Origin of the sequence: Rhodococcus daqingensis, assembly GCF_042665615.1 — a bacterium.
Lineage (GTDB): Bacteria > Actinomycetota > Actinomycetes > Mycobacteriales > Mycobacteriaceae > Rhodococcus_G > Rhodococcus_G daqingensis.
On the sequence record NZ_JBHTCS010000017.1, the window covers coordinates 122,700 to 134,174 of the forward strand.

Below are 11,475 nucleotides of genomic sequence, written 5' to 3' on the forward strand. Positions count from 1 at the left end.
CGGCATAAAAATCAAGCATGATTGCTTGTTATTGGGCCACGCCTCTCGCGATACCCAGGAGAATTTCGAGATCCACCCACCCGGACACGCCCCGATGCGGTTTGATACTCGAAAGCAAGGCGGGCGTCCAGTCCGCTTCCGGACGCATCGCCGCCGAGACGAGCGCGACGCGATGGGCTCGACCGCCCGATCCGCGCCACCCCTCGCGGTCACGACCCATTCGTTAGATCACTGAACTACCTTGTGCCACAGCAGATTCCAGCACCAAGTCAGTTCTGCGATTTCACCCCGTGCCCACGGCCCGTGCGGTAGAACTGGTGCGCGCCCGCCCAGGGACGCACACCACTCCACCGACACGAGGAGACCACATGCCCCTGATCGACTTAGCCACCCTGTTCGACTTCGGCCAGGCCCAGGACATCTTCATCGGCACCGTGATCGGCCTGCCCTTCGGCCCCCAGCTCGTCATCGGCAGCTGATACCCGATCCACCGATGAGCGACCGGCGATTCAGGTCATTGTGACGTAGCTCACGTCGATGTCTTTTTGTGACCAGACTGAGATCTCGTCGGGTAGAACTTACAGTCACGCGCGCACCCACTCGGCGCATCACGATCGAAGACCACACACAGGAGAACCCATGCCTACTTCGTCCGAGCTGTCCACCCTGTTCGACGCCCTCAGCACCGTCTTCGGCATCCTCGGATCCTCGGAGACCTCGGGCGGCGGCCTCTCGAGCGAGTAGTCACGCAGACACACAGTGGGGGCTGTCGGACATCGACAGCCCCCACAGTGCTGTCCGGACCCGCCACGCCAGCTCCAATGTGTTTACACCGCAACATATTTCGATGCACTGACGAAGTAGCGATCGGCTTCCGGGAATCGAGCCCGCGCCCACTGCGCATGCGGTAGAACTGGACCGCGCCGCGTTCGGGGGCGCGTGGAGGAAACATCGAGAACACGAGGAGTGAGTTATGGGATCGTCCGATCTGAGCACGCTGATGGCCACCCTGAAGGGCCTTCTCGGGCTCGCTCCGGCGGGCGTCGACGAGAAGTTCGTCGGCAGCAGCACCGGCGATCAGTTCGTCGGCAGCACCTTTCCGTGATCCACAGCGCGGGTCCGTGTGTCCTACGCACGGGCCCGCGCCCACTCTTCCGGGCGCCGCCGCGGCGTGAATCGATCGTCCGTCACTCGGGTGCACGCAACAGCCGCGGCGCCGTCTGCGCCGGACTCACGACTCCTCCGACCGCAAGTGTGTCCAGCACTCCCTCCGACCAGGCCACCAGGCCGGCGACGTCCAGCCCATACGGCGGGTCGAGTTCGAACCCGCGTATCCGGTCCCGGCCGCGACGCAACAACGACTGCGCGCCGACCCTGTTGCCACGCAACAGATGCGTCAGCCCCACCGCGAGCTGAGCCAGACCCTGCCAGAGTTCGCGCTCCGGATCCGGGGACGTCTTCCACGAACCCTCCAACACCTCGTGTGCATGGAACGGCATGCCCGCGTCCAGCAGACGCTGGGCCTCCGCTAACGCCTGCGCCGGCGTCAGCAGGATCTCCTCCGGCACCCGCGCGACCCCTTCGGCGCCGCGCGCCAACGGCCTCCCCAACCCGTCGCGGGGGCGCGCGTTGAGTGGCCTGCCCCGGCCGTCCCGCTCGCGCTGCTCCATGCAACCGACTGTAGTGAAAACGCCGAAATTCAGAGCTGAACCCTTGTCCAAGTTACTGTGAAAGCGAGTACCGTTTACACACGGCCATCAGGGCCGACGTCAGTACGAGGAGAGACATGGGCACCATTCACATCACCGCGATCGCGAAGGCTCCGGTGCACGCCGGCTTCGCCTACGTGGACGACTACAAGAATGTGCCCGCGTGGATGTTCGGGGTGACCAGGTTCGAGCCCGTCGGCACGCAGACCCAGGGACTCGGGGCGACCTTCGACGCCACCATGCAGCTCGGCCCCAAATCCCTGAACTCCAGGGTGACGATCACCGAGTGGGAACAGGACCGGCTGATCACGCTGGCCTCGGTCGACGGGATCTCGAACACGTCGACGTGGCGGTTCGCCCCCGCGAGCGACGACAGCACCGAGATGACGGTGGACTTCGAGTACTCGCTGGGGGGCGGACTCGCCGGCAAGGTGCTCGCCAAGATCGTCGAGCCGGTCGTGGGAACCGCGATCAAGTACACCGAGTCCACCCTGCGCAAGCAGGTCGAAGACCTCGCCCGCTCCGACGCGGCGGGCTGATCCACCCCTTAGTCACGGAGCTTTCGGGCATCGTGCCTGACGATCACGTCGATGGCGATGAGGGACCCGACGAGCGCAACAAGGCTGGCAACGACTGCGAACATGATGGCTTCCTGGACAGGTGTTCGGTATCCGGTCTGGCGATACCGTGTTCTGTTGAACACCTACAACTTTGACGGCGTCGTCACCCCGGACACCATCACCACTAGGGCGGAACGCCCTCACACCCGAGGATCTCGCCCGGTCCGATGCGGCGGGCTGCCCCGTCCCGCCGCGGTCCTTCACCTGGGCGAACGAACCGTGACAGCTCGCCGCGTGAGGACGACGATGATCCGGGAGGGACGCATCCGTCGCATCCGAGACGCGGGAGAGAGCTCATGTCCACAACACAACCGGTCGACGCTCTCGCCCAACGCCTCGTCGAGGCCGCACTCGGCACCGTCGACGTGCTGTCCATCCACCTGGGCGACCGCCTCGGCTGGTACCGGAGCCTGCGGGACGACGGCCCGGCGACGCCGGAAGAACTCGCCGCTCGCACCGACACCCACCCCCGCTACGCGCGCGAGTGGCTGGAGCAGCAGGCCGTCACCGGCCTGATCGAGGTGGAGTCCGGCTCGCCCCGGCGCTTCACGCTCGCGCCGGCGGCAGCCGAGGTCCTCACCGACGGGTCCAGCCTCGCCTACCTCGCACCGCTGGCCCGGATGCTCTGCGCGGCGGCCGAACAGATGCCCGCGCTACTCGAGGCGTATCGGACCGGCGGCGGCGTGGGCTGGGCCGAATACGGAGCCGACGCCCGTGAATCGCAGGCCGACATGAACCGCCCCTGGTACGAGCAGGCCCTGCCGGAGGCGCTGCGGTCGGTGCCCGACCTGGACGCATCGCTGCGTGAGCCGGGCACCCGGATCGCCGACCTGGGCTGCGGCGGCGGCTGGTCGACGATCGCGCTCGCCCGGGCGTACCCGTCGGCCACCGTGGACGGGTTCGACATCGATGCGGCCTCGGTGCGGTTGGCATCGAGCAACCGGGACGCGAACCCGGACGTCGCCCCCCGCATCGCCTTTCACTGCGGCGACGCCGCCGGGCTACCCGAGTCCACCTTCGGCTGCGTCTTCGCGTTCGAGTGCGTGCACGACATGCCCAACCCCGTCGAGGTGCTCACCGCGGCCCGTCGGGCGCTGGTTCCCGGAGGTCGCGCCGTCATCATGGACGAGGCGGTCGCCGGGTCCTTCGGCGCGCCTGGCGACGAGGTCGAACGACTCATGTACGGCTTCAGCCTGCTCATCTGCCTACCGGACGGGATGAATCACCGGCCGACCGCCGCCACCGGCACCGTGATGCGCCCGGACACGCTGCGCGGCTACGCGCACGAGGCCGGATTCACCGGGTTCGAGATACTCCCGATCGACGGTTTCGGATTCTGGCGCTTCTACCAGCTGACGGCCTGACGACGGTGCCGGTGTGCATCACCGGGTTCCGTTCCGCAATTCGGTCACCTCGGCTTCCAGCGCCGCGAGCCTCCGGTGCAACGCCTGAATGCTTGCCAGGCACACGCCGTTCGCATCGACCGGGTGGATTCCCCTGTTCGTGTAACCGAGACCGAACGCCGTAGCGAAGTCCTGCGCCATCGGCCCCATGTGGCGAACCGAGTCGTGATCGAACCCATAGGTCCAGACGCTCAGCGGCAAGGCGGAGACGCGTTCGAGTACCTCGTTGGCACCCAGTGGCGTCTGATCGGGTCCGCCGACCCCGCGGCGCCGGGTCAGGGCGGAAAAGAGCCAGGCCACCGGGTGGCGTCCTCGTGCAGACAACCGGGCGCGCAGACGCCCCCGGCTGGTGTCGATCCACCGGCCGGGGGCCTCTGGCAGGTCTGTGCTGCTCGGTGCCCGATCTGTCTGGTCCTGTGTGCGCTCGGCGCTGGCGATGTTGTCCATGGTGTCGGGTACCTGAGTCACAGTCAGCCTCGCTCAGGCAGTGAGCCGTCGAACATCGTGCTTGATGGTCGCGTCGCTTGGAATCAGGTACTTTGCCAAGCCCCAAATCGCGTTGAGAACGATCAGAAACATGTTTGCCTCCTTGATAGTTGTTCCGTTATCCCCCTTCGGTTTCGGGGATTACGGTGTTCTGTTGAACAACTACAACTCTGAGGCCTGCATGCGCCGGACACCATCATCACCAGGGAGGAATGCCGTCACCCCCGACGATCAGGAACCCAGCAGTCCCTTCGCGATGTGGGTCACCTGGATCTCGTTGCTGCCCGCGTAGATCATCAGCGACTTCGCATCGCGCGCAAGCTGTTCCACCTTGTACTCGGCCATGTAGCCATTGCCGCCGAACAGCTGAACGGCCTCCATCGCGACCTCGGTCGCCGCACGCGAGGAGTACAGCTTCATCGCCGACGCCTCCGCGAGGGTCACCTTGTTGCCGGCAGCCGTGCGCTCGATGGCGTTGAAGACCATGTTCTGCACGTTGAGGCGGGCGACCTCCATCTCGGCGAGCTTGAGCTGGATGAGCTGGAACTGCGCGATCTCCTTGCCCCACAGCTTGCGGGTCTTGGCGTAGTCGATGCACAGCCGCTGGCACTCGTTGATGATGCCCAGCGCGAGCGAGGCGATGCCGATCCGCTCGGCCGCGAACGACTCCTTGGCGCTTTCCTTGCCGTCACCCTTGGCCGGGTTCTCGGTCTCGCCGAGCAGCCGATCCTTGCTGATCCGCACGTTGTCGAAGAACAGCTCACCGGTGGGCGAGGAGTTCATGCCCATCTTCTTGAACGGCGGGCTCTGGGTGAAACCCTCCATGCCCTTGTCGAGCACGAACCCGAGCACCTTGCGGTCCCGCCGGTCCACGGAGGAGTCGCCCTCGTCGAGCTTGGCGTACACGATCGTCACGTCGGCGTACGGGCCGTTGGTGATGAACGTCTTCTGGCCGTTGAGGATGTAGTCCTCGCCGTCGCGCCGGACGTAGGACTTCATGCCGCCGAACGCATCCGAACCGGAGTCCGGCTCGGTGATCGCCCACGCACCGACCTTCTCCATGGTGACGAGCTCGGGCAGCCAGCGCTTCTTCTGGGCCAGGGTGCCGCGGCTGCGCAGGGTGCCCACGGTCAGCCCCAGGCTCACGCCCATCGACGCGACCAGTCCGAGGCTCACGCCCGCCAGTTCGCTGTTGAGGATCACGCCCATGCTGCCCGCGCCGCTGAAGCCGCCACCCTTCTCGCCGGACTCGGGAACGGTCTCGCCCCGCTCGCGCGCCTCCTCCTTGGCGAAGGCCTTGTCGAGCGCCTCGCGCGCCATCTCGTCCATGCCGAAGGTGGCGTACATCTTCCGGATGATCTCGAACGGGGGCAGTTCGCCGCTCTCGAGCTTGTCGACGTGCGGCTTGATCTCCTTGTCGATGAAGCCACGCAGGGCGTCGCGGAACATCAGGTCGGTATCAGACCACTCGTACATATCGTGAACTCCATTGAGTCGAGACGGATGTGCGTTCCAGGCGCACGGAATGGCGCCGCATTCGCTCCGGCACTCACCTCCGAATATAGAACACGTTCTCGTTTTCGGACAGGTTCCGGGGGCGCACCACGCGACCGCGCACCCCCGGCGACGTCCCTCAGGGCCGGTTGCGGCCCGAGCGGCGCATCTCCTTGTGGATGGTTTTCCACTTGTCCTGCTGGGCCTTGCGGAGCCGGGCATCGGTGCGCGATGCCATCCAGTCCGCCTCGCGCTGGAGCTTGCGCCAGCTCGCCAGCCGTCGTTCGGTCAGCTCCTCGCCCTCGAGGGCAGCCAGGACGGCGCAGCCGGGCTCGCCCCGGTGCCCGCAGTCGACGAAGCGGCACTGCCCGGCCAGCTCCTCGATGTCGGCGAAGACCAGGTCGACACCGTCGGTCATCTCATAGAGGCCGACCCGCCTGATTCCCGGGGTGTCGATGATCAGGCCCCCACCGGGCAGCGGGATGAGCTCCCGGTGCACCGTGGTGTGGCGTCCCCTGCCGTCACCGGCGCGGACGAGCGCAGTGTCCATGACATCGTGCCCGGCGAGGGTGTTCACCAGCGTGGACTTGCCCGCACCCGACGGTCCGAGCACGACCGCGGTGCGCGAGCCATCCAGGTAGGTGCGTAGCAGCGCCACCCCGTCGCCGTCGTGCGCGGAGACGGCGTGCACGTCCACGCCCGGCACGGCGGCGGCGACGTCGGCGACCAGTCCGTCTAGCTCGTGCTCGCACAGGTCGGACTTGGTGACGAGCACGACGGGCTGACCACCGCTCTCCCATGCGAGCGCCACGAGCCGCTCGATGCGGCCGAGGTCGGCGAGGTCGCCGGCGTGCATGGACGGCTCGGCGACGAACACGATGTCGACATTCGCCGCGAGCACCTGGCCCTGACCGTCGCCGGACAGCCCGGCGCGCGAGGTGCGGCCGACCCCGCCGCGCACGAATGCGGTTCGCCGCGGCAGGACCGCTTCGAGTTCGTAGCGGCCCTCGGCCAGCAGTGTCAGCGCCACCCAGTCGCCGACGCAGGGCAGCGCGACCGGGTCGTCGGCCGCGGCCTTGCGGACGCGGGAGCCGAACGTGATGTGGTGCTGCCCGTCGGCAGCCAGCACGTCGGCTGCGCCGCGGTCGACGCGGGCCACGCGGGCGGGCATGGAGCCCTCGGGCAGTTCGGCGGCGAACGAGTCGTTCCAGCCGAGTGGGGAGAGCGGATGTGAGTGGTTGAAAGCTGGAGAAGTCAACGCGGGGGACCCTTCGGAAAGCCGGGGCCCGTGCGGAAGCGCTAAGCGGGCACCCGGAGGTTGATGGACAGCGAAGAAGTCGGCACGACCCGCATAGTCCCCACCTCCCGAAGCTCTGGCCACCCGAACGGTGGCGACGAACGGACGCTATCACTCCCGGCCAACTCCTGGACAGAGAGTTTTGCCCGGGCGCACACTGGCATCGGCGAGAGGATCCGCGATGCCCGAGCTCCGAATCCACCACGGCGTCCCCGACTTCGACGGTGCCGGCGAAGCGCCGGGAAATCGCGGACGGGGCGGTCAACGGTGAACGTCGGGTACCGACTGGCGTACCGACTCGGGGTCACGCCGTGGGAGTGGGCCGGTCGATCACTCGGCGCACAGTTGACGACGTTCCTCGACGACCAGGACGCGTCGGCGGGGCCGCCCGGGAAGGCACTCGACGCGGGGTGCGGGACCGGCGGCCATTCCCTCGAGTTGGCCCGTCGCGGCTGGCAGGTGACCGGGATCGATGCCGTGCCGCTGGCCGTGCGACGGGCGCGAGCACGGGCCGCGGCGGCCGGGGTCGATGCGACGTTCGTGCTCGGGGACGTGACCGAACTCGAGAAATCGGTCGGACGTGGGTACCGGTTCGTGCTCGACATCGGGTGTTTCCACGGTCTCACCGCCGGCGAGCGGATCGACTACGCCCGCGAGATCACCCGTGTGACCGAGCCGGGCGCGGGCCTGCTCATGTTCGCGTTCGGTCCCGGTCGGCGCGGACCGCTCCCCCGGGGCGCGAGCCGCGCCGAGGTGGAACGCACATTCGCCGAGTGGCACCTGGCCTCCGACGTGGCGGACACCACCGCGCTCCCGCCGCCCGTGCGCGGGTCGAAACCACGCTGGTTCCACCTCACCCGGGCCTGATGCGCGCGGCGGCGGCCGTGCGTCAGGCGACCGCGGGGCTGTCTCGCCGACCGGACTTCCGGTGGTGCTTGCGCCCCGTGAGCGCCCAGCGCCGATCGGCCACCCGCGTCGTGCGGTGATGGCGTTCGATGGTGAACTCCGTGATCGGCAGTCGCTCCAGCAGGCGGATGTCCGCACACGGGTCGCCGTTCACGCCCTGCTCGAGTAACGAGAAGGCCGTGTGGTTCACGGCGTGGATGGCGAGCCGGAGCGCATCGAGCGCGGTCGGCCGCGGTCCGAACCTGGCAAGGGTGTGCCTACCCTGCACGGTGGTGCCGACCACCGCGTAGAAGTGCCATTCCCCGGGGAACTCCGAGTCGCCCGATTCCACGGGGTCGCCCGGCTGATGTGTGGGACCGGATGCAGTGCCCATCTTGCGCCTTCTTCCGTCTTCCGGTGGCGTACTACGACGGTAACGCGGGTGACCGACACCATCCGTGCGCCTCGCCGGTGCGCGCTTCGGTTTCCGGTGGAGCCCGGGAGACCTCGACCGTGGCACCATCGCATTCACGCACCACTCGTGATTCGTCACCGACACCGGGAGTGATTGCTCGTGATGCTTTCTCTCGACGAGGCCACCGAAACCCTGGCCACCACGTCCGCATGAGCACCGCGGCCACGGTGATCGGCGGCGGTGTCATCGGGCTGACCTGCGCCCTCGAACTCGCGCGCAACGGACACGAGGTCACCGTGCTGGCGGCCGATCCGATCGAGGCCACGACGTCCGCGGTCGCGGCGGCGATCTGGTTCCCCTACGAGGCCGCCCCCGCCGACGCCGTGCTGCGATGGTCGGTCGACTCCGCGGCGGCGTTCGCCGACCTCGCCTCGGACCCGGCGGCGGGGGTGGCGCTGCGCAGCGGCACGGTGCTCGAACGCTCCGCGGCCCCGGACCGCTGGTGGACCGCGGCGGTGGCGGGGCACGAGGTGGTAGCGGGCGAGCACCTGCCGCCCGGCGTGGCGAGCGGGATCCGCTGCGCGGTCCCGGTGATCGACATGGGCCGCTACCTGCCGTGGCTGGCGCGGCAGTGCGAACGGGCCGGGGTCCGGCTGATCACCAGACGGGTCGAGGACCTGTCGGAGGTCGACGGCGAGTTGATCGTGGTCGCCGCCGGACTGCGGTCGGCCGCCCTGACCGGAGACATCCCGCTGGTCCCGCTGCGCGGCCAGGTGGTGCGCCTGGCCAACCCGGGCCTGACGGACTGGCTGATCGACGACGACAACCCGGACGGCATGGCCTACGTCGTGCCCCGGTTCGACGACGTGGTGTGCGGGGGCACCGCGGAACTCGGATCCTTCGACACGGCGATCGATCCGGACACCGAACGCGCGATCCTCGATCGGTGCTGCGCGCTGGTGCCGGAACTGCGCGGCGCACCGATCGTCTCGCGCGGCGCCGGCCTACGCCCGACCCGGCCGGCCGTCCGGCTGGAAGCCTTGCCCGGCCCGCGCCGGATCATCTGCTGCTACGGGCACGGCGGGGCCGGGGTGACCCTGTCGTGGGGCTGTGCGCGCGAGGTCACCGCGCTGGCCGACCGGACCTGACGTCGGCTACCCCTGGGCCAGGCGCAGTTTCGTCGTCAGGCGCTCGAGCTCCTCGAGTTCCTCGCGGTCGAGCGCGGTGCCGACGTGCCGCCGGATCTGCGCGGCATGCCTGCGCCCGATGCTGCGCTGCACGGCTCGCCCCTCCTCCGTGAGCGCCACGACGGTCCCGCGCCGGTCGTGCTGGTCGGGCCGCCGGGACACCAGTCCGGCCAGCTCGAGTCGCTCGACCATGCGGCTGAGCGACGGCTGGGTCAACAGGATCTCCCGGTTCAGCTCGTGCAGCCGGGCCCGCCCCTCCGGGCAGCGGCTGAGCGCGAAAAGCACGTCGTACTCGCGGCGGCCCAGCGGATCCCAGACATCGCCCGACTCGAACCGTCGCATCAGCGACACCTGGGCACGGAAGAGCGCCTCCCACGCGTCGGCGGCGAGCTCGGTCGTGCTGCGCCGCCGCTGCTCGGCGGTTCGCTCAGTGGGCGGCATCGCTCGTCGCCTCGAGCGCGCCGACGCGATCGTTCCTGCGGGCGAGCAGGCTCGCGTGCGTGGGCGGGTTCTCCGGCACGTGGGCGGGTCGGCGGGCGGCGAACTCGCGGCGCAGCACCGGGGCGACCTCGGCACCGAGGAGGTCCAGCTGCTCGAGCACCGTCTTCAGCGGCAGTCCGGCGTGGTCGATGAGGAACAGTTGGCGTTGGTAGTCGCCGAAATAGTCGGCGAAGGCCAGGGTCTTCTCGATCACCTGCTCGGGTGTGCCCACGGTCAAGGGGGTCTGCTCGGTGAACTCCTCCAGCGAGGGACCGTGACCGTAGACCGGTGCGTTGTCGAAATAGGGGCGGAACTCCGCGACCGCGTCCTGGGAGTTCTTCCGCATGAACACCTGACCGCCGAGGCCCACGATGGCCTGGTCGGCGCTGCCGTGACCGTAGTGCTCGAACCGCTCGCGGTACAGGTTGATCAGGGCGATGTAGTGCTCCTTGGGCCAGAAGATGTTGTTCGCGAAGAACCCGTCGCCGTGGTACGCGGCGATCTCCGCGATCTCCGGGCTGCGGATCGAGCCGTGCCAGACGAACGGGGCGATGCCGTCGAGCGGACGCGGGGTGGAGGTGAACCCCTCCAACGGGGTGCGGAACCGGCCCTGCCAGTTCACCACGTCCTCGTCCCACAACCGGCGCAGCAACTGGTAGTTCTCCAGTGCGAGCGGGATCCCTTCGCGGATGTCCTTGCCGAACCACGGGTACACGGGGGCCGTGTTGCCGCGTCCCATCATCAGGTCGACGCGGCCGTCGGCGAGGTGCTGCAGCATCGCATAGTCCTCGGCGATCTTCACCGGGTCGTTGGTGGTGATCAAGGTCGTCGACGTGGACAGGATCAGCTTCTCGGTCTGCGCGGCGAGGAACCCGAGCATGGTGGTCGGCGAGGACGGCACGAACGGTGGGTTGTGGTGCTCGCCGGTCGCGAACACGTCGAGGCCGACCTCCTCGGCATGCTTGGCGATGGTCGTCATCGCCTTGATGCGCTCGTGCTCGGTCGGCGCGCGGCCCGTGGTCGGGTCCGGCGTGACGTCGCCGACGCTGAAGATTCCGATCTGCATGTGAACTCCCTCGGGGTGGATCGAACACGACTGTGACAGCATTTCAATGCGTTTGCATGAACTTCAACGCCCGCGGCGGCCCCCGGTATTCCACCCCCCGGGGGGCGGATAGGGGAAACCGGACCGACAGGGGAACGACCTCCCGACCCCGATCGGAATCCCCTAATCGCTCCCTAATCTGCCGCTGGTTCGATCCGATCGACCCGGCGGCACGCGTACCAATGGACTCGGGCGCCGACCGGCGTCGTTCACATCGCGACAGGAGTACCCATGTCCTTCTCTGCCCTCTTCTCGTCCCTGTTCTCCTCGATGTTCGGTGGCCAGTTCGACAGCGGCTCGCTCGGCGCTGCCTTCGGCGGCGGCGCGAACGGCGGCGCGAACGGCGGCGGCGCAGGCGGATTCGAGTCCTGATCCGCCCCACGGCCATGAACTA

General features: G+C 68.3%; 13 protein-coding genes. 6 read left to right on the forward strand and 7 right to left on the reverse strand.

Features of this window, described 5'->3' with window-relative positions; genetic code table 11:
* Positions 1–973: 973 nt before the first annotated feature.
* The gene (locus tag ACFQS9_RS14680) at positions 974–1,105 is read left to right on the forward strand and encodes a hypothetical protein (protein WP_378405872.1); all 132 of its coding nucleotides are present in this window, start codon (positions 974–976) and stop codon (positions 1,103–1,105) included.
* 82 nt (positions 1,106–1,187) lie between these two features.
* On the opposite strand, the gene ACFQS9_RS14685 is transcribed toward ACFQS9_RS14680, so the two are convergent.
* The gene (locus ACFQS9_RS14685; protein ID WP_378405874.1) at positions 1,188–1,670 is read right to left on the reverse strand and encodes a DUF309 domain-containing protein; all 483 of its coding nucleotides are present in this window, start codon (positions 1,668–1,670) and stop codon (positions 1,188–1,190) included.
* Between the two features lie 116 nt (positions 1,671–1,786).
* Here ACFQS9_RS14685 and ACFQS9_RS14690 point away from each other — a divergent pair, with 116 nt between their 5' ends.
* Positions 1,787–2,248 (forward strand): SRPBCC family protein, encoded by a 462-nt coding sequence (locus ACFQS9_RS14690; RefSeq protein WP_378405876.1) that lies wholly within the window; start codon positions 1,787–1,789, stop codon positions 2,246–2,248.
* A 377-nt stretch (positions 2,249–2,625) separates the two neighbouring features.
* The gene (locus ACFQS9_RS14695) at positions 2,626–3,693 is read left to right on the forward strand and encodes a class I SAM-dependent methyltransferase (RefSeq protein ID WP_378405878.1); all 1,068 of its coding nucleotides are present in this window, start codon (positions 2,626–2,628) and stop codon (positions 3,691–3,693) included.
* A gap of 18 nt (positions 3,694–3,711) precedes the next feature.
* Here ACFQS9_RS14695 and ACFQS9_RS14700 read toward each other — a convergent pair whose 3' ends face one another.
* From ACFQS9_RS14700 to rsgA, 3 genes are all read right to left on the reverse strand, one after another.
* Positions 3,712–4,179 (reverse strand): tail fiber domain-containing protein, encoded by a 468-nt coding sequence (locus tag ACFQS9_RS14700; protein ID WP_378405880.1) that lies wholly within the window; start codon positions 4,177–4,179, stop codon positions 3,712–3,714.
* A gap of 270 nt (positions 4,180–4,449) precedes the next feature.
* Positions 4,450–5,694 (reverse strand): acyl-CoA dehydrogenase family protein, encoded by a 1,245-nt coding sequence (locus tag ACFQS9_RS14705; RefSeq protein WP_378405882.1) that lies wholly within the window; start codon positions 5,692–5,694, stop codon positions 4,450–4,452.
* Positions 5,695–5,851: 157 nt separating this feature from the next.
* Entirely contained in the window at positions 5,852–6,970 is a 1,119-nt protein-coding gene (gene rsgA, locus ACFQS9_RS14710) for a ribosome small subunit-dependent GTPase A (protein WP_378405884.1), read from the reverse strand.
* Between the two features lie 306 nt (positions 6,971–7,276).
* Between rsgA and ACFQS9_RS14715 the strand changes: the two genes are divergently transcribed.
* Positions 7,277–7,876 (forward strand): class I SAM-dependent methyltransferase, encoded by a 600-nt coding sequence (locus tag ACFQS9_RS14715; RefSeq protein ID WP_378405885.1) that lies wholly within the window; start codon positions 7,277–7,279, stop codon positions 7,874–7,876.
* A gap of 22 nt (positions 7,877–7,898) precedes the next feature.
* Here ACFQS9_RS14715 and ACFQS9_RS14720 read toward each other — a convergent pair whose 3' ends face one another.
* Positions 7,899–8,288 carry a hypothetical protein gene (locus ACFQS9_RS14720; protein ID WP_378405887.1) on the reverse strand — a complete coding sequence of 130 codons (390 nt, stop codon included), beginning with the start codon at positions 8,286–8,288 and terminating at the stop codon, positions 7,899–7,901.
* A 230-nt stretch (positions 8,289–8,518) separates the two neighbouring features.
* Here ACFQS9_RS14720 and ACFQS9_RS14725 point away from each other — a divergent pair, with 230 nt between their 5' ends.
* Complete coding sequence (locus ACFQS9_RS14725) at positions 8,519–9,457, forward strand: FAD-dependent oxidoreductase (protein WP_378405888.1); 939 nt, start codon at positions 8,519–8,521, stop codon at positions 9,455–9,457.
* A gap of 6 nt (positions 9,458–9,463) precedes the next feature.
* On the opposite strand, the gene ACFQS9_RS14730 is transcribed toward ACFQS9_RS14725, so the two are convergent.
* Both ACFQS9_RS14730 and ACFQS9_RS14735 read right to left on the reverse strand, forming a co-directional pair.
* Entirely contained in the window at positions 9,464–9,937 is a 474-nt protein-coding gene (locus ACFQS9_RS14730) for a MarR family winged helix-turn-helix transcriptional regulator (RefSeq protein WP_378405889.1), read from the reverse strand.
* Positions 9,924–11,042: an LLM class flavin-dependent oxidoreductase gene (locus tag ACFQS9_RS14735; RefSeq protein WP_378405891.1), complete on the reverse strand. Its 1,119-nt coding sequence runs from the start codon at positions 11,040–11,042 to the stop codon at positions 9,924–9,926. The genes ACFQS9_RS14730 and ACFQS9_RS14735 overlap by 14 nt, the downstream gene beginning before the upstream one ends.
* A gap of 270 nt (positions 11,043–11,312) precedes the next feature.
* Here ACFQS9_RS14735 and ACFQS9_RS14740 point away from each other — a divergent pair, with 270 nt between their 5' ends.
* On the forward strand, positions 11,313–11,453 hold the full coding sequence (locus ACFQS9_RS14740) for a hypothetical protein (RefSeq protein WP_378405893.1): 141 nt from the start codon (positions 11,313–11,315) through the stop codon (positions 11,451–11,453).
* The last annotated feature ends 22 nt before the right edge of the window (positions 11,454–11,475 follow it).